Origin of the sequence: Jeotgalibacillus marinus, from assembly GCF_040801915.1 — a bacterium.
Taxonomy (GTDB): Bacteria; Bacillota; Bacilli; order Bacillales; family Jeotgalibacillaceae; genus Jeotgalibacillus; species Jeotgalibacillus marinus.
The window spans coordinates 121,276-141,535 of sequence record NZ_JBFMIA010000006.1 but is presented as its reverse complement, the minus strand read 5'-3'; the positions used below and the strand labels follow the sequence as shown (position 1 = coordinate 141,535).

The 20,260-nt window shown below is 39.3% G+C and carries 23 protein-coding genes; 13 read left to right on the top strand and 10 right to left on the bottom strand.

Annotated elements, in window-relative coordinates:
• Positions 1-330: 330 nt before the first annotated feature.
• The 9 genes from AB1471_RS09345 (at position 331) to mnhG (ending at position 7,923) form a co-directional block, all read left to right on the top strand.
• Positions 331-1,539: an MFS transporter gene (locus tag AB1471_RS09345; RefSeq protein ID WP_367779522.1), complete on the top strand. Its 1,209-nt coding sequence runs from the start codon at positions 331-333 to the stop codon at positions 1,537-1,539.
• A gap of 23 nt (positions 1,540-1,562) precedes the next feature.
• Positions 1,563-1,718: a hypothetical protein gene (locus tag AB1471_RS09340; protein WP_367779489.1), complete on the top strand. Its 156-nt coding sequence runs from the start codon at positions 1,563-1,565 to the stop codon at positions 1,716-1,718.
• A 422-nt stretch (positions 1,719-2,140) separates the two neighbouring features.
• On the top strand, positions 2,141-4,546 hold the full coding sequence (locus AB1471_RS09335) for a Na+/H+ antiporter subunit A (protein ID WP_367779488.1): 2,406 nt from the start codon (positions 2,141-2,143) through the stop codon (positions 4,544-4,546).
• Positions 4,543-4,968 (top strand): Na(+)/H(+) antiporter subunit B, encoded by a 426-nt coding sequence (locus AB1471_RS09330; protein WP_367779487.1) that lies wholly within the window; start codon positions 4,543-4,545, stop codon positions 4,966-4,968. The genes AB1471_RS09335 and AB1471_RS09330 overlap by 4 nt, the downstream gene beginning before the upstream one ends.
• The gene (locus AB1471_RS09325; protein ID WP_367779486.1) at positions 4,968-5,309 is read left to right on the top strand and encodes a Na(+)/H(+) antiporter subunit C; all 342 of its coding nucleotides are present in this window, start codon (positions 4,968-4,970) and stop codon (positions 5,307-5,309) included. Before AB1471_RS09330 ends, AB1471_RS09325 begins: the two co-directional genes overlap by 1 nt.
• A complete protein-coding gene (locus AB1471_RS09320) occupies positions 5,302-6,783 on the top strand; it encodes a Na+/H+ antiporter subunit D (protein ID WP_367779485.1) in 1,482 nt (493 codons plus the stop codon). The genes AB1471_RS09325 and AB1471_RS09320 overlap by 8 nt, the downstream gene beginning before the upstream one ends.
• Positions 6,784-6,789: 6 nt before the next feature.
• Entirely contained in the window at positions 6,790-7,266 is a 477-nt protein-coding gene (locus AB1471_RS09315) for a Na+/H+ antiporter subunit E (RefSeq protein ID WP_367779484.1), read from the top strand.
• Complete coding sequence (locus AB1471_RS09310; RefSeq protein ID WP_367779483.1) at positions 7,266-7,550, top strand: Na(+)/H(+) antiporter subunit F1; 285 nt, start codon at positions 7,266-7,268, stop codon at positions 7,548-7,550. Before AB1471_RS09315 ends, AB1471_RS09310 begins: the two co-directional genes overlap by 1 nt.
• Positions 7,534-7,923 (top strand): monovalent cation/H(+) antiporter subunit G, encoded by a 390-nt coding sequence (mnhG, locus tag AB1471_RS09305; protein WP_367779482.1) that lies wholly within the window; start codon positions 7,534-7,536, stop codon positions 7,921-7,923. Before AB1471_RS09310 ends, mnhG begins: the two co-directional genes overlap by 17 nt.
• An 87-nt stretch (positions 7,924-8,010) precedes the next feature.
• Here the strand turns inward: mnhG and AB1471_RS09300 are convergent, their stop codons facing one another.
• The 4 genes from AB1471_RS09300 to AB1471_RS09285 all read right to left on the bottom strand — a co-directional run bounded on the left by AB1471_RS09300 (position 8,011) and on the right by AB1471_RS09285 (position 12,464).
• Positions 8,011-8,397 (bottom strand): hotdog fold thioesterase, encoded by a 387-nt coding sequence (locus AB1471_RS09300; protein ID WP_367779521.1) that lies wholly within the window; start codon positions 8,395-8,397, stop codon positions 8,011-8,013.
• A gap of 276 nt (positions 8,398-8,673) precedes the next feature.
• Positions 8,674-8,832, bottom strand: a complete 159-nt coding sequence (locus AB1471_RS09295) for a hypothetical protein (RefSeq protein ID WP_367779481.1) — start codon at positions 8,830-8,832, stop codon at positions 8,674-8,676.
• A gap of 96 nt (positions 8,833-8,928) precedes the next feature.
• The gene (locus AB1471_RS09290; RefSeq protein ID WP_367779480.1) at positions 8,929-10,257 is read right to left on the bottom strand and encodes a Na+/H+ antiporter family protein; all 1,329 of its coding nucleotides are present in this window, start codon (positions 10,255-10,257) and stop codon (positions 8,929-8,931) included.
• 701 nt (positions 10,258-10,958) lie between these two features.
• Positions 10,959-12,464, bottom strand: coding sequence for a leucyl aminopeptidase (locus AB1471_RS09285; RefSeq protein ID WP_367779479.1), 1,506 nt, complete (start codon positions 12,462-12,464; stop codon positions 10,959-10,961).
• Between the two features lie 148 nt (positions 12,465-12,612).
• On the opposite strand from AB1471_RS09285, the gene AB1471_RS09280 reads away from it, so the two are divergent.
• Together AB1471_RS09280 and AB1471_RS09275 are read left to right on the top strand one after the other, a co-directional pair.
• The gene (locus AB1471_RS09280) at positions 12,613-13,083 is read left to right on the top strand and encodes a divergent PAP2 family protein (protein ID WP_367779478.1); all 471 of its coding nucleotides are present in this window, start codon (positions 12,613-12,615) and stop codon (positions 13,081-13,083) included.
• A gap of 32 nt (positions 13,084-13,115) precedes the next feature.
• Positions 13,116-13,934, top strand: coding sequence for a cobalamin-binding protein (locus tag AB1471_RS09275; protein WP_367779477.1), 819 nt, complete (start codon positions 13,116-13,118; stop codon positions 13,932-13,934).
• A gap of 150 nt (positions 13,935-14,084) precedes the next feature.
• Here the strand turns inward: AB1471_RS09275 and AB1471_RS09270 are convergent, their stop codons facing one another.
• From AB1471_RS09270 to AB1471_RS09250, 5 genes are all read right to left on the bottom strand, one after another.
• Positions 14,085-14,741: a hypothetical protein gene (locus AB1471_RS09270; RefSeq protein WP_367779476.1), complete on the bottom strand. Its 657-nt coding sequence runs from the start codon at positions 14,739-14,741 to the stop codon at positions 14,085-14,087.
• A gap of 244 nt (positions 14,742-14,985) precedes the next feature.
• Positions 14,986-15,303: a YuiB family protein gene (locus AB1471_RS09265; protein ID WP_367779475.1), complete on the bottom strand. Its 318-nt coding sequence runs from the start codon at positions 15,301-15,303 to the stop codon at positions 14,986-14,988.
• A 223-nt stretch (positions 15,304-15,526) separates the two neighbouring features.
• Positions 15,527-15,649: a YuiA family protein gene (locus AB1471_RS09260; protein ID WP_367779474.1), complete on the bottom strand. Its 123-nt coding sequence runs from the start codon at positions 15,647-15,649 to the stop codon at positions 15,527-15,529.
• Between the two features lie 185 nt (positions 15,650-15,834).
• Positions 15,835-16,320 carry an NUDIX domain-containing protein gene (locus AB1471_RS09255; protein WP_367779520.1) on the bottom strand — a complete coding sequence of 162 codons (486 nt, stop codon included), beginning with the start codon at positions 16,318-16,320 and terminating at the stop codon, positions 15,835-15,837.
• A gap of 71 nt (positions 16,321-16,391) precedes the next feature.
• Entirely contained in the window at positions 16,392-17,606 is a 1,215-nt protein-coding gene (locus AB1471_RS09250) for an NAD(P)/FAD-dependent oxidoreductase (protein WP_367779473.1), read from the bottom strand.
• A 374-nt stretch (positions 17,607-17,980) separates the two neighbouring features.
• Between AB1471_RS09250 and AB1471_RS09245 the strand changes: the two genes are divergently transcribed.
• Both AB1471_RS09245 and AB1471_RS09240 read left to right on the top strand, forming a co-directional pair.
• Complete coding sequence (locus tag AB1471_RS09245) at positions 17,981-18,976, top strand: NAD(P)/FAD-dependent oxidoreductase (RefSeq protein WP_367779472.1); 996 nt, start codon at positions 17,981-17,983, stop codon at positions 18,974-18,976.
• Between the two features lie 70 nt (positions 18,977-19,046).
• A complete protein-coding gene (locus AB1471_RS09240; RefSeq protein WP_367779471.1) occupies positions 19,047-19,694 on the top strand; it encodes an SDR family oxidoreductase in 648 nt (215 codons plus the stop codon).
• A gap of 97 nt (positions 19,695-19,791) precedes the next feature.
• Here AB1471_RS09240 and AB1471_RS09235 read toward each other — a convergent pair whose 3' ends face one another.
• Complete coding sequence (locus AB1471_RS09235; RefSeq protein WP_367779470.1) at positions 19,792-20,154, bottom strand: HesB/IscA family protein; 363 nt, start codon at positions 20,152-20,154, stop codon at positions 19,792-19,794.
• Positions 20,155-20,260 lie beyond the last annotated feature (106 nt).

Sequence of the window (20,260 nt, the reverse complement as noted above, 5' to 3'; positions counted from 1 at the left end):
TTTTCATATTATCGTTTATTATACCATGCAAAACGAAATAGGAGGGAGAGGAGTCTGAATTTTCTTGCGACAAATATTGATCCTTTTCTCCTGCTGTTGCGCTCAAAAATCTATCCTGTATAATTATTTAGGAAAGCGAAGCAATAAAAGCATAAGCCGTTTGTCAGCCCCACAATTAGGAGGCGATTTGAGAAGGGCATTTTATTACTACAGCACTCGAAACACTTACTCAGAAGGCTGACTGTACAGAGCTGGACGATAAATAATCTAACGATAAACTTTTTATCTCTACGGAAAAATCAGTGATTCTTGTAAAAGAAGGTGTCTATCATTCCGATTGAAAAGAAAAATTTAATTATTATGTGGATTGCAAATTTTTTAGTCTCTGCGAGTACAACGATGATCTTACCCTTTTTGTCTTTATACATTGAAACGATGGGAAATTTTTCTGATCAATATGTACAGAAATGGTCTGGTCTCGTATTTGGTGTTACGTTTTTAACAGCCTTTTTAGTGTCACCTATATGGGGACGCGTTGGGGATCGATTTGGCTATAAACCAATTTTGCTGATCACAGGCTACGGGATTGCTTTGTCTATTTTTTTTATGGGCTTTATTAAATCGGTTGAAGGACTCTTTATTCTTCGTATGTTTATGGGTATAGTAACCGGTTTTATTCCTACTTCACTTGCCTTAATATCTTCTCAGACCCCTCGACATATTGCAGGTCGAACACTTGGCACGTTACAAATGGGAACAGTTAGTGGAGGTTTGTTCGGACCATTAATCGGTGGGTTATTGGCTGATTCGGTCGGATTTAGTTATACATTTCTCATCACAGCTACATCTATTACAATTGCTGCGACAGTCGTAATGATTGGCATTTCAGAAAAAAGGGATTCGGTAGATAAACAAGGTAGGGATTCGTATACAAGGAAACAAGTACTTCAACACATTTCAGGTCAACGTCTGTTATGGACAGTGATGATGTTATCATTCCTCGTACAGATGGCAAATTTTAGCATACAACCACTACTTGCGTTGTATGTCGATAGTTTGACCTCTGCTGCTAATATTGCCTTCCTATCCGGACTTGCTTTTTCTGCAACTGGTTTTGGGAATTTAATAGCGACTCGTTCTTGGGGGCGAATTGGAGATGCCATTGGCTATGAAAAGGTACTGACATTCCTCTTGATTTTGTCCGCATTATTTATCATTCCGCAAGCCCTTGTCACAGAACTTTGGCAGCTTATCATTTTACGCTTTCTTTTTGGTATAGCGATTGGAGGGATTATTCCCTGTGTTACAGCCTTTATCCGGCTTTCGGCACCGGTTTCTATGCAAGGTGAGGTCCTAGGATATAATCAAAGTTTTCGGTTTTTAGGTAATGTGATTGGACCAACTTTCGGAGGAATCGTTTCTGGTTTTATCGGAATTTCCGCCGTTTTTTATGTAACGGGTGCATTATTTCTGTGTGCATTTGGTTTACTTTGGTGGAGCCGAAGACAAATAAAGGTTCTTGAAGAAACATTAGGTTAGTTTATAAGGAACGAGTGAAAAAGATGAGAATGACAATAGGTTATATCACTGTAGGTTTATTGCTTCCTTTGTGTATTTTATTATGGATAGGCGCGATTAAAGAAATTCAAACTGTATCTGCAGTTAACGATACACTAGCGAAAAGCATTGACGTGACACAATCATTTCCGGAACAGTAGATATCCTGTTAAGTGTTTTTCATCAATTACTCTCCTAAATTTACACTTAATCTCTAACCATTCTCTTCCATGATAAGAGTTTCCTAAAATAAAGAAAAGTATTTTTGAAGAAATCACACGAATACCGCCGGGAATAACCTACAATTTTCGACAAAATTACATAATTTAAAATTTTTTTATCACCTCTTTCTTCATATATATAAAGCATGAAAAATCAACGGATGTCGTGGGTTTCTAAGATGCAAACTTTGTTTTTTTACGTTATACTTTCTTTACGCGTAAATATAGAGGTCAAGTCACAAAGGACTGCTTATGCAGAACAAACACTGCATATACACGTGGTCCTTATTTAAATGTGTTAGTATGCTTATTCACTCAAAAAGCATAATGTGATTGTGATGTATGTTAAAGGAGGGATTTCGTTGTCGCTGCTTCACCTTGCCATCGTACTGCCTTTCTTATCGGCAGTCTTTATCCCTTTTCTCTTTAAGGGATTCCGAAATATTCATACAGGATGGTTCGTTTTACTTGTGCCACTCACTTTGTTTATTTACTTTATTCAGTTCATGCCCCTCACAAGAGATGGGCAAACTGTTACCAAAACCGTTGAGTGGATTCCATCTCTTGGGATTAACTTTATCGCTCACTTGGACGGGTTAGGGTTATTATTCGCCCTTCTCATTACGGGAATTGGTTCACTCGTGGTTTTGTACTCCATTTACTATTTAGCAAAAGAGAAAGAAGCCCTTCATAACTTCTATGTTTATTTATTGATGTTTATGGGTGCAATGCTTGGTGTCGTTCTTTCAGATAACTTAATTGTGTTGTATATGTTCTGGGAGTTTACGTCCATTTCTTCTTTTCTTTTGATCGGTTATTGGTATGATCGCGAGCGTTCACGTTATGGCGCTCAAAAATCAATGCTGATTACCGTTTTTGGTGGACTTTCTATGCTCGGTGGGATTGTGCTTCTGTACATTATGGGTAATACGTTTAGCATCCAAGAACTTATCGGTATGTCTACAACGCTTATTACTGAACCCTTGTTTATTCCGGCATTAATCTTAATTTTACTTGGTGCGTTTACAAAATCAGCTCAGTTTCCGTTTCACATTTGGTTACCTGATGCGATGGAAGCACCTACTCCAGTTAGTGCCTACCTTCACTCTGCAACGATGGTAAAAGCGGGTATTTATTTGGTTGCTCGTATGAGTCCAGTTTTTGCAGAATCAGGACTATGGCTTTGGTTAGTTGCTGCTTTTGGAATATTCACGTTGTTCTGGGGATCCTTCAATGCAGTCAAACAAACTGATTTAAAAGCGATACTTGCTTATTCAACGATCAGTCAGCTCGGATTAATCATGTCATTACTTGGATTAGGTGCTGCGGCACTTCATTACGACCAACTTGATGACAATGTTTATATGATTGCTACAATTGCTGCTGTGTTCCATTTGATTAACCACGCAACCTTTAAAGGAAGTTTGTTCATGATGGCAGGAATTGTCGATCATGAGACAGGTACACGAGATATTAGAAAACTCGGTGGCCTCGTAAATTTAATGCCAATTACCTTTACCATTGCGATAATTGGTTCTTTTTCGATGGCGGGTCTTCCCCCGTTTAACGGTTTCCTAAGTAAAGAAATGTTCTTAACTGGGATGATCTCCGTTTTTGAGTTGGACCTTTTCAATCTAAGCACATGGGGTGTGCTATTCCCTGTTCTTGCATGGGTCGCAAGTGTGTTCACGTTTATTTACAGTATCAAGCTTGTCTTTAAAACATTTTTAGGAAAGCCTCAATTCGATAAGCTTCCGAAAAAACCGCATGAAGCACCAATTGGTATGTTGATTTCACCAATTATTCTAGTTACCCTAGTGGTCGTCTTTGGTTTTTTCCCGAACTTATTGTCAAATACTATGATTAAACCTGCTGTTGAGGCAATTTTACCTAGCTTAGTTGCATCTGGCCAAACAGTTGATGTTAATATTTACTTTTGGCACGGCTTTACGCCAGAATTGTTTATGACATTAGGAATTATTTTGACAGGGATCGTCCTGTATTCAACGCTTGCTAAATGGCAAAAGATTTATAACAGAATACCTGAACGATTTACGTTAAATGGAATGTATGATAGAAGCTTGTCTAGAAGTGAGTCGGGCGGTTATCGTTTAACAAACGGTGTTATGTCAGGGTTTATGAGAACGTATTTAGTGTACATTTTCTCATTTTTTGTTGCGATCTTACTTTCTACACTCATCATCAAAGATGGTTTTTCAATTGATACTTCAAACCTTGCTGAAATTAAAGCATATGAAGTTGTGCTCGCTCTTGTCATGATTGCTGGGGCAGTAACTATCTTATTCGTTAAGTCACGTTTAACCTCAATCATTGCACTTGGTGTTGTTGGCTACTCAGTTGCGCTATTTTTCGTCCTATTTAGAGCGCCTGACTTAGCACTGACACAACTAGTTATTGAAACCGTTACTGTCGCGTTATTCTTACTTTGCTTTTATCATTTACCTGAGATCAGCAGAAAAGAAGAAAGAATGCGATTCCGATTTGGAAATGCTTTTTTATCTATGCTGGTCGGACTAACAATAACGTTAATTTCGATATCTTCCTTTAGCAGTCGATCATTTGATTCGATTTCTCAATACCATATTGATAATGTGTATGACTTAGCAGCCGGAGGTAATATGGTCAACGTTATTTTAGTTGACTTCCGTGGCTTTGACACACTATTTGAAATATGTGTACTTGGCGTCGCAGGCTTGGGTATTTACGCGATGATCCGATTCCGCGGACCAAGGGAGGAAAAGAAATGAAAAAGACAAACGATGTAATTTTACAAACTGTCACGTCGGTTATCTCTTTTATGATTATTTTGTTTGCTCTTCACCTTTTCTTTGCTGGTCACTATGAACCTGGCGGAGGCTTTGTCGGAGCATTGATAACCTCTGCAGCGCTCGTTTTGTTGTTGCTTGCTTACGATATAAAAACATTAAAGGCGATCCTGCCTTTTGATTTTAAAATCATGACTGCAGCAGGATTGTTGATGTCCGTTTTAACCGCAACTGGTGCATTGTTATTCAACAAACCTTTTTTAACACATGCTTTCGACTATTTCACTCTTCCTATTTTAGGAAAAACCTCTCTTCACACAGCTGTTTTCTTTGAAATTGGGGTGTACCTAGTCGTAATAGGTGTAACAATGACCATTATTCAGACGATAGGGGAGAGTGAATAATGGAGATTCTTATGTCAATTGTAATCGGTATACTTTTTTCGAGTGCAATGTATTTGATTTTATCAAAAAGCTTATTGCGTATTATCATTGGCACAGCTCTTTTAAGTCATGGCGCTCATCTATTGTTACTAACGATGAGTGGTCTTAAAACGGGTGAAGCTGCTGTTTTGAGGGAGGGAGTCCATTCTTATACTGACCCACTCCCTCAAGCATTAGTGTTAACCGCAATCGTTATCAGTTTTGGGGTAACAGCGTTTTTCTTAGTTCTTGCTTATAGAGCGTATCAAGAGCTCGGCACGGACAATATGGAGCAAATGAGAGGTACTGAAACGAATGATTAACTTACCTTTACTTCCGATTCTAATTCCATTACTTACAGCTGTTATTTTAATGTTCTTCCCGAAGCGCATTAAAGCACAGCGAGTCATTTCGATTATTGCTTCAATTGGAGCTGTTGTTGCTTCCATTATTTTAGTAGCCACAGTGAAACAAGACGGCATTCAAACGTTAAACTTAGGCGACTGGCCCGCACCATACGGCATCCCGCTCGTTTCTGATATGCTATCAGCCCTACTTGTTTTAACGACGAGTATCATTACGCTGTTTGTCATCTGGTATTCGATTTATTACATGGATGAAGAGCACGAACGTTTTTTCTACTATATTGGAATTCAATTTCTATTAGTCGGAATAAATGGCGCATTCACAACAGGTGACATTTTTAACTTGTTTGTATTCTTTGAAGTGTTTTTGATCGCCTCTTATTTACTCATTGTTTTAGGTGGGAGAAAAGCTCAGTTACGAGAATCGATCAAGTACGTTTTAATCAATGTCATATCTTCTGCACTTTTCGTTACTGCAATAGCGTACCTTTATTCTGTTGTTGGCACACTAAATATGGCGCATGTATCACAGCGAATAGCTGAAATTGATCAACCTGGAATTGTCACGGTTATCGCGATTCTCTTTTTACTCGTATTTGGATTAAAAGGTGCTATATTCCCGCTTTACTTCTGGTTACCTAGTTCATATCACGCGCCACCGATTCCTGTACTAGCTCTGTTCGGTGCCTTGTTAACAAAAGTCGGGATCTACTCGATTATGCGAACGTATACTTTATTTTTCTATCATGACGTAGGCTATACGCATACAGTTTTAGGTGTGTTATCACTGTTAACCATCGTGGTCGGTATTATTGGGGCAGTTGCGTATCGTGATGTGAAAATGATCATCATTTATAACATTATCATTGCCGTTGGTGTTATTTTATACGGTGTATCTGTAATGACGCCAGATGCATTAGAGGGAGCAGTATTTTACCTTCTACATGATATGGTGATCAAAGCAGCTCTTTTCCTTCTTGTTGGAATTATGATTGCCATTGTTGGATCGAGTCATTTAAAAGACATGGGTGGCCTTATACAAAAGTATCCATGGCTTGGCTGGACATATTTTATCGCAGCTTTATCACTTGCAGGTATTCCACCACTAAGTGGATTTGTTGGTAAACTGTTAATTGTACGTGGCGGTTTTGTTGCAGAAGATTATATTGGCCCTGGACTAGTTCTTCTTTCAAGCTTGCTCGTGCTTTATTCTGCAATGAGAATCTTTACGAATGGTTTTTGGGGAACGCCTAAAGAGTATCACGGGGCAAAAGCTCATCTGGCCTATCGTCTGTTGATCCCTGCGGCCGCACTTATTATGATTGCGATCGCTTACGGAGTCGGTGCAGAAGCGGTTCGACCGTTTATCACACAGGCAGTAGAACCACTCGTAAACCCTGCAATCTATATAGACGCAGTGCTAAAGGAGTAATGTGATATGGCATTTCAACTATTATTAAATTTCTTTTTGGCGTTTCTTTGGATGTTTTTAGGTGGATCATTTACATCATCTGGCTTTATCGTTGGGTTCTTCCTTGGCATGCTCGTTATATTTGCGATGAGACGATTTTTTCAATCACGTTTTTATATGGGGCGCGTGGTCGCTGTTGTAAAGCTAACGATTTTGTTTACGAGGGAACTCATTAAAGCAAACTGGGAAGTGTTCACGATTATTTTAAGACCAAAAATGAACATTACACCTGGCATTTTCAAGTATGATACAGCGCTGAAAAGCAAGTGGGAAGTAACACTACTCTCTCTGCTCATTACGTTAACGCCTGGCACACTTGTTGTTGATGTCAGTGATGATAATCAATCGTTATACATTCATGCATTGCATATCACAGATGTTCAAAATTTGGTGTCATCGATCAGGGATGGATTTGAAAAAGCAATTACGGAGGTGAGCCGATAATGTTAACAATGGTTGTATCTATCTCGCTCATCGCTATCGTGTTATCCATGATCGCCCTTGTGTATCGTGTGATTAAAGGTCCTACAACGCCAGACCGCGTTATAGCTCTTGATTCTATAGGAATCAGTTTAATCTCTGTCATCGGGCTTGTTTCCATTTTGTTGCGAACGAGTGTATTTTTAGAGGTTATCCTTCTTCTTGGAATTCTTGCTTTCATTTCAACGGTTGCTTTCTCCAAATATTTAGAGAAAGGGGAGATTATCCAACATGACCGAAATAAGTAGTTTTGTGATTGCATTTTTCGTTCTTGTGGGGGCATTTTTTAGCGTTGTAACAGCGCTTGGCTTTATTCGTCTCCCTGATGTGTATAGTCGAACACACGCGGCTTCTAAAAGTGCTACGCTTGGGGTCATGTGTATATTAATTGGAACGTTGATTTTCTTTTTTACCGAAGAAGGGATCTTCAGTTCACGTGTCGTGATAGCAATTTTCTTTGTTCTCATTACAGCGCCAGTTGGCGGTCACTTAATCGCAAGAGCAGCTTATAACTCTGGTGTTAAACTTGCAGATGAATCAATTCAAGATGACCTTGCGAAAAAAGATCACTATGAAACAAGAAATGATGAATACAAAAAAGCAAAAAAAGAAGAATCCTGACATGTCGTCGGGATTCTTTTTTTGCTTTAGCTGGTCAATCGAGTCCTCTTCTTTTGCAGTTATTCTTTTCTAGGATGAGGGTAACATTTACGATCTTTTTTCAACGACAGAAACGGTACATCTTGAAATACAAATAAGCTGATCTTGCTCATCTACAATCTTGATTTCCCACACCATTGTCGTACGACCGCGATGAATTGTAGTCGCTTTTGCTGTTACCATACCATCTTTTTTTGCTTTAATATGATTGGCATTTATCTCGAGCCCAAAGCACGTATGTGTATCTAAATTGATGAGTGCCACTGATCCAAAACTGGCAACCGTCTCCGCTAGCGCAACTGAAGCTCCACCATGTAAATAACCAAGAGGTTGACGTGTGCGCTCATCAACAGGCATCGTTGCAATAACTTCCCCTTCTTCTATCGAAACGATTTCAATTCCTAGAGCATTTAATAGGGTATGATCATTTTGCATCTTTGCTAAATCCATAGCTTCTCCCACTCCCTTTCCCTTGTCTCTCTTTTATCTTGAAGCGTTGATAGAGAAAAATCAAGAACAAAAGATAGCATGAGATTCTGCATTTCCGCATGAAAACTTCTACCATTCAGCCACAAAATGACTTGCACAAATCTGGTCAGCAACTTTATCTATTCAGCAAAAAACTATTTGAAAATAATAAAGCCTTAAGCACCCTTCTGGGGCACTTAAAGCATAATCGATAAATATCATAAAGTCGTGGATTTCTAGCTGTTAATAATATGGTCGAAATGGTCGAAATGGTCGGAAGTACGGCCTAAAATATGGTCGGTAGAACGGTCGATAGTACGGACGAAATGGTCGGCCAAAACCTGGCCTACCAAAACCACCTCCGTATCCAGGTCGACCGTAGCGTAAACCTCTTGGCGGCATTCTGATCCCTCCTTCTTCGTTCCTTATATTCATATGTGAAAAAGGACGATGAGCTTGGGCAAACGCGCCAAATGAGAATTCAGCCTACTACTTGTTTTATAGGATCAACGAAGCAATCCAACCGAATAAAACTAATGGGATATTATAATGAACAAAAGTAGGTACAACCGTATCCCAAATGTGATTGTGTTGACCATCTGCATTTAATCCAGCGGTTGGCCCGAGCGTACTATCTGAAGCTGGCGAACCTGCATCACCAAGCGCTCCTGCCGTACCAATTAACACAATTGTTGCCATTGGACTAAAACCTAACTGAAGAGCCAGTGGAACAAAAATAACCGCAATGATCGGAATCGTTGCAAATGAAGAGCCAATTCCCATCGTTACAACGAGTCCAACAAGTAGCATAAGCAATGCAGCAAGTGCTTTATTATCGCCAATCACAGAAGTTGCTCCACTCACAAGATTTTCAATATCACCTGTTGCAATGAGAATCGCAGCAAATCCATTTGCAGCAATCATCACGAAACCGATAAACGCCATCATTTTCATTCCGTCCGTCATCAAATCATCCTGGTCGCGTAGTTTTACCGTTCCTGTGATAAATAAAATACCAAGACCTACAACCGCACTAAATACCATGGACCCGATAACTGTCTGAACAACAAGTGCCGCAATGATCGCGATAATTGTAACGGTAAAGTCTTTTTTAGAAACCATTTTTTCATTACGGACATCTTTGGATATAGTAGTAACCGGCTTTTGTATATACTTCCTTGGCTTACGGTAACTAAAGAAAATGGCAATGGCTAGACCAACAACCATCCCTGCAGTCGGAATCAACATTGCTATTGGAATATCACTAAGATTTATCGCTAATCCGCTTAATTCCATATTGGTTGCAATCGTTTCATGAAAAATCTGACCAAAGCCATAAGGTAATAATATATATGGAGCTGTTAAACCAAACGTAAGCACCGTTGCAATTAAACGACGATCAATTTGCAGTTCATTCATGACCAACAATAATGGTGGAATTAACAACGGGATAAACGCAATGTGTACAGGCACAACGTTTTGTGACAAACATGATATAAATAAAATTGCTAATACGATAAGTACTTTTGGCAATGCTTGTTGGCGCGCCTCCCCTCGTCTACTTACCATTTTTACAATCCTATCTACTAAAAGCTTTGGAAGACCCGTATAAGAAATCGCCACAGCAAATCCACCCAATAGTGCATAACTCAAGGCAATATTCGCACCGCCTCCAACACCTTCAGAAAATACATTTACGATTTCATCAGCAGAAAGTCCTCCTACGAACCCCCCTACGATTCCCCCAGCAATCAAAGCAATCACGACATTAATTCTAAACAAACTTAGAATCAGCATAAGCAAGACAGCAATAATGACAGCATTCACTCAATCAACCTCCCAATCTGAACTCTTGTTCTTTAGTCTGATAAACAGGTAACGTACTAAAACATTAACAAACCATTAAAAAAGAGTCAACAAAATGATAGAATCTTTTTACTTTGGCTGCTTTTAACAGGTAGTATATTATTGAATTTTCTGTTAATATAAATATTTTAACAGAATAGAGGGATTGAATGGAAGAAAAATCATCTATTATGGCATTATTTGATTATAATTGGGAGAATCGTGATAAATGGTTTGAATGGTGTAAAGAAATGTCCGAATATGAACTATCCCTTTATTTTTTCAGATAATTTTCTACGAAAAGTAACAATGATGTTTGGAGGGGGTGTTTCTCACCTCTTTACATAGTGTTCACGAAGTTCACCATTTAGGTCAACCAACTCTCTGTTTGGGCAAGACCAAATTTGGCAATGATCCTGTTTCTGCAAGACTAAACTTTTCCACAATAATCGTTGAATTCATCTTTCCACATACTAGAACGCTTCCACGTATCATATCAACCTTTTAATAGTATGGTTAAGAAAGGTATACGAAATCGGCCTTTACTTTTTTATTACAGGGCTTCTATCCCCATCATTGGATGAAAGAAAAATAGACCGCCAATCTCTTGGGCAGTCAATTTTACGATCTTATAGTTTCCACTTTATTGTTCGTTATATCAAAAGTTCGAAACATCAATTGTTCTATTTATTAGGTGAAAATTGTTCAACAAAAAGTGCAAGAGTACGCGTCATGGCACCTGTTGCTCCAGCTGGTCCTAAGTTGTGCGCTGATTTGGTTGTTGCAGTTCCTGCTATGTCTAGGTGCACCCATGGTGTTCCTTCAGTAAACTCACCAATAAATGCTCCAGCAAAGAGTGCGTGTCCGTCGCGACCTGGTGAATTGTTCAGGTCAGCTACCGGGCTTTTGCGCACGCGTTTCTTATCGCCTTCTGTATATGGAAGCTGCCAGATGAATTCCCCAGCTTCTGCTGACGCTTCAAGCACCTGTTCAAATAATTCTTCATTGTTTGTTAAAGCACCCGTTTTATCAAGCCCTAACGCCACGATCACACCACCTGTGAGCGTTGCTACGTCCACGATATAGTTTGCTCCATGCTGTTTAGCATACGTAACGCCGTCTGCTAAAGCCAAGCGTCCTTCCGCGTCTGTATTTAATATCTCTATCGTTTTTCCACTTAGAGAAGTGATCACATCATCTGGTTTAAATGCAGTCGAACTGACCATGTTATCACTCGCTGGGATGACCGCGACTACATTTTGCTCTGGCTGTAGTTTTCCGATGATCTCCATTGTACCGAGAACAGCAGCCGCTCCGCCCATATCTGCTTTCATGCCAACAATTCCATCTTTTGGTTTAATAGAGTAACCACCTGTATCAAATGTGATTCCTTTACCGACTAGACCAAGAACATCGGTCCATTCTTCTCTTCCTTTGTGCTTTAAAACAATCATTCTTGGTTGCTCAGAAGATCCTTGATTGACGGCAAGCAACGCACCCATGCCAATCGATTGCATTTCCTCAAGACCGAGAATTTCAGCTTCAAAACCATATCTATCAGCAAGCTCTTGTGCATAATCAGCCATTTTAGTTGGTGTTAATAGATTTGAAGGCATATTAACAAGCGTACGAGCTGTGTTTGTCCCTTCACCTAACGCTTGTCCCACTTCTAGTGCTGCATTTATTTCTTTTTTATCTATATCCGTGTAAACAGCAAGCGACTCAATGTTCACTTCTGGTACATTTGATTTTTGACGATAACCTTCAAATGCGTAAGTAGAAAGAATGATGCTTTCCGTTAACGCGTGTGCCACATCTGTTGCTTCAATGCGATCTGTAGTAAACGTATCAAGCGCAATTGAAATATTCTTAAAGCGGCTTTTCTTTATAAGCTTACCTGCCACACCAAAGCTTTCACGTAAAGCATCAAATGTTAAATCTTTCTCTCTTCCTAACCCAACAAAGATGATACGTTTTGCTTTGCTTCTCCCTAATGACGGGATTTTTGTTACGGTTTTTACTTTTGATGACAGATCTCCCTCTTTGACGAGTGACGTTAATTCTCCATCAAATTGACCATTTAAATCTCCTAACAGTCCTTCGAACTTAGATGGTTTATTCCACAGCCCCACAACGAGACAATCATGTGTTTGTTGTAATGCATCTTCGTTATGTATAGTCCATTTCATCTAAAAAACACCTCCATATTTCATTATACAGAAAAAAAAAAATATTACGATATATGATGTATTCACTCACCGTTTTGAGTCAACGATGTATGATATAATGACAGAAAATAATGTCCATTTTATGCCATAAGAAAGGGGGCAGTCACTTATGGAACTTTTCACAAATTTTCCTCTTTGGGCATCGATTTTCGCTATTTTATTTACCCAAGTGGTCAAAGTACCCATTCAATTTATTGTAACAAGAAAAATTGACTGGTCACTCGTTACGTCGACAGGTGGAATGCCAAGTTCACACTCAGCAGCTGTTACAGCACTTGCAACTGGGATTGGACTGGAAAGCGGATTATCCTCTCCTGTGTTCGCCCTTGCTACCGTTTTTGCTATCATTACAATGTTTGATGCGACAGGCGTGCGATTTCAAGCTGGAGAGCAAGCAGCAGTCATCAATCAACTAATGAAAGATTTCAATACATTTGTAAATGAAGCAAAAGGTTGGACGAATAAAGACGATGAAGAAAAGCGAAAAGAATTAAAAACACTGTTAGGCCACAAGCCCATTGAAGTATTTTTCGGAGGGGTGACAGGAGTCATTTTAACGCTGATCATCCAATATTTTTAAAACGTGTTTAACAGAGAAAGGGGTTTTCATTCTTGAAGCTCGTTTCAATTTGCCCGAGCAATACTGAATTGGTTCATTATTTAGGGTTAACGCATTTTCTTATTGGTATTGATGATTATTCGGATTGGCCAGCATCCATTCGTCATTTACCACGACTTGGCCCAGACTTATCAATTGATATGGATCTTTTAGAAAAATTGAAGCCCGATCTTGTTTTAGCGTCGCTTAGCGTTCCTGGTATGGAAAAAAATATTGAACAACTTGTTAAACGTAACATCCCACATATTATTTTGAACCCTCAAAGCTTACAAGAAATTGGCGAAGACTTACTTACCCTTGGAAAAGCTGTTGGGTACGAGGAACATGCTGAAAAGACACTTACTACTTATAAAGCCGTATTGTCAAAGTTTCATTTAGCTTCAAAAGAAATCAAGAATAAGCCAACGCTCTACTGGGAATGGTGGCCTAAGCCAATATTTACCCCAGGCTCAATCAACTGGCTAACTGAAGTGAGTGAGCTTGCTGGGGGAAGAAATGTTTTTAAAGATGTAGACCTTGCTAGTGTTCAAACAGATTGGATAGATGTATACAATCGAAACCCTGAGCACATTTGCCTAGCGTGGGTAGGAGTACAAAAAGAAAAAATCAAACCTCAGATTTTAAAAAAGCGGCCGAACTGGCTTAAGTTGGATGCAATTATACAAAATCGAGTTCACATTTTAGAAGAAGCACTTTATTGTCGACCATCCCCAAGGTTACTTGAAGGGATTTGGACGCTTGGCAATATCCTTCACCCCGAAGCTTATGAAGATATCCAGTTACCCAAATTATTTCAAACTAGACAAAAATAGCGAAGTGCGTCTATTTGACACGCTCCGCTATTTTTAATTATCCATTATTCATCTACCATGTTTAGATTGTAGAAGAGCTGGAGGCAGGTTTCATCGAGATACCTCCAGCTCTCTTCTGATTTTTTCAGTAAGGTTGACCCTTACTAACTGTTATTCCTTTTTAGTACTTTTTGTGGCCAAAAAAGCTAATATACCCAATATTATTACAAATCCTATCAGACTCCCACCTACTACAGCGAGTTCAAAATCTGAAGATGCAAATCCTCCCGCTAGAGGCAATCCCGTTACAACGCCCAACAAAGCAAAGATGCCTCCAAGGCAACAAAGTTCCGTACATTTTTTAAGAGAAAGAAGGACGACGACGAAAGCAACAATTATGATAACAGCTAATGTAATGATCGACAAAATGAGAGCAATCATCAGATCGGCAGGGAAATCGAGTGAGGTGACCACTGCTATGATTATCCCGGTTCCAATTCCTATGCCTGTTAGAGCAATCCCACTACCAAGACAACAAAATTCTCTTTTCTTTTTCGTGGATAATAGTATAAGCAGCGATAAAAATAGAGCGATAAGAAGAAAAACAACCGCTATTATATTTGTGAATATGGGTACTAACGCCTGATCTGCAAAGAATATAACAAAATCAAATACACCAATTGCGATGGCGGTGACCCCAAGCAAAATACCTCCAGCGAGGCAACAAATACAATTTTCCTTTTTAAAAGATAGTCCAAGAGTTAGTAAAGCAAATAAAGCGATAACAACTAAAAAGATAAACCCAATTATTATTAAAGCTAATTCCATCAGAACATTCTCCTCTCTTTTTTTCAGTTTATTTAGGGATGAGAACAAATATGCCTGATTGTACATGTGATCTAAATTTCAAGGTGAACGATGACAAACTGAAAATTTATCAAGCTTATTTTTGTAAAACAAGATTATGGTTTTCCATTTTTAGAGAAATAAGATTTTTTAGGCGAACGGTAAGTATCACTAAAAAATCAGTATACACGGACAATAAAAAAAGCTCCACGTATACTGGGAGCCTTTAGAACATTCGGTAACCATTGGCACGTAACCATTTCATGACGAGCCCCGCCACAATTGCACCTGCCATACCACTTGATAAAATTAAAAGATCTGCAACAGCTAATGAAGTCAATTTATCACCGAGTGCTGCAAAAGACTCACCAGGAGAACGAAAATACTCGATAAACCGAACATCATCCACAATTAAAATCGTGATGACTGGATAAATAAGTGCCATAATCCAGGTCATTCTAAGTAGCATATTTAACAAAAATCCGATGCCGAAAAATAAAACTAAAAATAATAGCATCGAAATCAATAATTGAGCAATATCCAAAAAAACCACCTCCACATTCACTAGAACAGTCTACCTTATTTGCAGCAGAGGTGCAATATTAGCAATCTAATATTCATGTACCTGTCAAATTTGAGCTGCACTGTAGAAGGTTAGCGTTTAACTGTAGAACATCTAAAAATTAAAAATGTCCTCATCAGCACGAAAAAACCTGAATCACTATGATCCAGGCTTTACCTATATGGATACTTCATAGATGACTATACTATTTTTTTCCGGTTCCGCCACAGCAAGGGCACGTTTCTGAGCCGCCTAGACGTAGTTGGAAATAGCCTTTTCCTGCACAATAATCACATGATTTATCTGATTGTCTCTGTTTCTTTTTCATTCGATTCATCCCCTCTCAAGTTGTGGTTGAGAGTAACTATAGCACGCATAATTAAAGTATGAAAAGTGTCAAAAAGGTCGGAAATCCCCCATGTAAGCGAATACATAGGGACTTTTCTCTGTTTTCCTTTAATTATCAGAAAATTTAGAACTATGAGTATACTTTACAGGATAATGAATCTGATTTTATAAAAACAAATGATACATTGTGTACTTAAACTGCTTACCTGGGTCTGATAGTGGTTGTTTTACAAAGCCTTCTGTTCGTAGCTCTTTGATCATACTTGGAATCATTTTTGAAACGCCTTCACCTTTTTCTAGCTGCTCTTTTGAAATCCACTGTGCTTCTTGAATTTCGGTTTCTTGGACAGTAATGACTGGTTCACTTACAACGCTTGTCAATGCAAAAATGATCATGTTGTCACTTATTTCATTGCTAATTACACCGGTTCTAATACCGATTACACGCTCAACCTCAGTTTTTACACCTGTCTCCTCGAACACTTCGCGCTGGACAGCTTGATCCGCTGTCTCCCCCATCTCCACAAATCCAGCTGGCAGTGACCATACTCCTTTTAGTCCACCATACTTCTTTTTTACAACGAGCCATTCTCCACGTTCGTTTTCCACCAAACCAGCCACTGCTAGCCAAACCTTTCCATGTTTCATAATGACTACCCCTCTTTTTCATAATGAAAAAAGCAGAGCAATGTGTAGTTGCTCTGCTCTGCCTGAGATACCTCTTATATCATGTTTAGTTTCCCTTTTTTAAACACAAGACCAGGTCCACCAATGATTAATAGGGCACGATTATCGATTACTTTTTTCATAATTGCAGCACGTTTACCTGTGATTTTACGGCCGAATACTTCTCCGATTGCTTCATTTCCACCAAGTGAACAAACTGTTCCTTTAAGGTCAGGCGTGAATGGTTCAAGCGCTGTACCTTTAATTAATGCGACAAGATTGTGTGCAACGTGTGCACCTTGTTGCATCGCAATTTGTGCTGTTGGTGGGTAAGGACGATCGGTTTCAGAATTGATCATAAGTGCGCAATCCCCAACAATAAAGACATTATTGTGACCAGGAGCACGAAGATCTGGATCTACTTTCACACGTGCACGCATGTTTTCAAAACCAGCTTTTTCGATGATTGAGTTACCACGAACACCAGCAGCCCAAACAACCGTTGATGATTTGATTTCTTCAAAAACATCTTCGCCTTTTTTAATTTTTACGCCTTCAGGAGTTGCTTCTACAACTGGTGTACCGATTGAGAATTCAATTCCTTTGCTCTCTAAATGACCAACTGCGTAATCAACAAGTTCTTTATCGAAACCAGGAAGAACCATTGGCGCCGCTTCTACACAAAGAATGCGAACAGCTTTTGGATCGATATCATACTCTTCACATAGTTCAGGAACACGTTCGCCTAATTCACCTAAGAACTCGATTCCAGTGAACCCTGCGCCACCGACAACGATCGTTAAGCGTGAAGGATCTTTAACTTCTTCTAAGCTATATGTCGCAAATTGATATTCAATATGTTCACGAATTTGACGAGCTGCTTTGATATTAGCAATTGAAAAAGCATGTTCTTTCAAACCAGGAATGCCGAACGTTTCGCCTTCAAAGCCAAGTCCAACTACCAGATGATCGTATGAAATTTCTGCACGGTCTGTAATAACTTTTTGTGCCTCTGTATCAATGTTTTCAACAGAAGCCTTCACAAAGTCTACTTTCCCTTTGTTTAATACGCCGCCAATATCGTAACGTACTTTGTCGTGAGGCATCGTTCCTGCTGATGCTTCATGCAACCACGTTGTTTCATAATGGTAATCGTTTTTATTTACTAAAACGATGTCTGCTTCATCCGCGTTAATTAGCTTTTGAAGTTTTGTAATAACGGATAACCCGCCATATCCTGCTCCTAGTACAACCACTGTAGGTCTCTTCACTTGGATCACTTCCACCTTTACGTTAAAATTACGATGGTGTTTAAGGCGCCACCGAAGCCCCTAATCACTTAAGTTTGTGATAACATTCACTATCAAGAATAGCAACTTATTCGAAGATACAATTGCTCATGATTTCATATCTCCTTCAAGCATAGTTCTTTTTTGTCTCTTTTTCAAGATGTATGTAGTAAATCAGAAAACTTTGTCAATCATTTTTTTCTCTTCCAAAGACTGAAATCATGTGCAAACATGCCCCTTTGGTAGTTGTTTGAAATGAGAATATGGTAAAATACATTCAGCATTGTTCAAATTGGACAATATTTAAAGAAAATTTCGCCTCTTAAAAAGGGGCGTATTTATTGGAGGGATCATGCATGAAAGAAGATACACAAGTATATGACATTACGGTAATCGGGGGCGGACCGGTTGGGCTATTCACAGCTTTTTATGGTGGCATGCGACAAGCTAGTGTTAAAGTTATTGAAAGCCTGCCTCAGCTAGGTGGACAGCTGTCTACCTTGTATCCGGATAAATATATATACGATGTTGCTGGATTTCCGAAAGTCCGCGCTCAAGAACTTGTTGATAATTTAGAAGAACAAATGTCTCGATTCGACACTACTATTTGCTTAAATCAAGAAGTCACTAATGTCGAAAAACATGAAGATGGCACATTTACATTAACAACCGATCAAGAGATTCATCATACACGTACGATTATCATTACAGCAGGTAACGGTGCATTCCAAGCACGAAAGTTGGATCTTGATGGTTTAACTAATTTTGAAGACAAAAACCTTCATTATTTCGTTCCCGATCTTAAAGCGTTTGCTGGCCGAAAAGTCGTTCTATGTGGTGGAGGCGATTCTGCAGTTGACTGGGCCCTCATGCTTGAACCAATCGCTAAATCTGTCACACTCGTTCACCGCCGCGATAAATTCCGCGCACACGAGCATAGTGTAGAACAGTTGATGAATTCATCAGTGAACATCATGACACCATACACGCCAGTTGGGTATCAATCAATTGAAGATCAAGTGAGTGCACTTGTTCTCCAAAAAGGTCGCGAAGAAGAAACCATTACCATTGACTTAGACGATTTGCTTGTTAATTATGGATTTGTTTCCTCTTTAGGTCCAATCAAAAACTGGAACCTAGACATTGAAAAAAATTCAATCGTTGTAAACTCACGTATGGAAACGAATATACCAGGCATTTTCGCTGCTGGTGACATTTGTACGTATGATGGAAAAGTGAAACTGATCGCATCAGGCTTTGGTGAAGCACCTACGGCTGTAAACAACGCAAAAGCCTCCATTGATCCAAAAGCACGTGTGCAACCAATGCACAGTACGTCCATGTTCGAATAAGAGATCTGTGTTTAAGTCAACGCTACTCGGGTATGGTAAAAGAAAGCATATTTTCGAAAGGTGATGACGTATGCACGTACTTGTAATTGGAGCAAATGGAACAACTGGTAAAATGGTTGTTGAAAAATTAGCTAAAAGCGAGCAACATCTTGTGAAAGCGATGGTACGTAAAACCGAACAAGCGTCGACAATGAAAAAATTGGGCGCTAGTCCGGTTATCGCTGATCTTGAAAATGATTTTGACTATGTGATGGAAGATGTCAACGCGGTTATTTTCGCAGCAGGTTCTGGACCTGATACAGGTTCTGATAAAACGACAGCTGTAGATGAGCTAGGTGCGAAAAAAGCCATTGATTATGCACGAGAAAAAAGTGTAGAACGATTTATCATTTTAAGTTCAGTTGGTGCAGATAACCCTTCTGCCTACGCTGACAATGAATCCTTTTATCACTATTTAAAAGCAAAAAATGCTGCTGACTTACACTTAGTCAACAGTGGACTCAATTATACAATCGTTCGCCCTGGAGCCCTTGTGGACGAACCTGCAACAGGAAAAATCAAAGCTAGCACTAAACTTTCAAGCATAGCTGGATCAATCACACGTGAAGATGTAGCGACTGTTTTGGTTGAATCGTTACTTGTAGAAGGCTTGCACCGTAAACCATTTGAGATGTTGAATGGTGAGACGGAAATTGAGAAAGCTTTAGAGGCTTTATAACGTGCACCCCCATTGGAATGATGAATGGGGGTGTCCTTTATCAGGGATTAAAAAAGCCTGCAGAGACTCTTTGTCCCTGCAGGTTACATTTCATTTGTTAACAATTTTCCGGTGTACCTTTTTTCGTTGCGGTTGTGAATGAAGACCCACACCCACATGATGCAATCGCATTAGGATTATTGATCGTAAAGCCACCACCCATAAGTGACTGTTTATAGTCAATTTCAGTTCCTCGCAAAATATCTGCATCTTCTGCTTTGACGATGACTCGAATGCCGTGATGATCTTCTTCTTTATCCTCTGATGTTACTTCATGTTCAAAGCCCATACCATATGATAATCCACTGCAACCGCCACCTTTAACAGCCACACGAAGATAAGCGTTTTCTTCTTCCGCTTCCTTCATCATATCTTTCACCTGTAGCGCAGCAGCTTCGGATAAATCGATTACCTTATCCATCCTAACACCTCCGAAAATTCATTTGTACGTTCAGTATAACTTTTATGATCCAGTGTCTCAACCATTTGAATTTGTAATAGGAGTGAGACGGTAATTTAGTTATTGT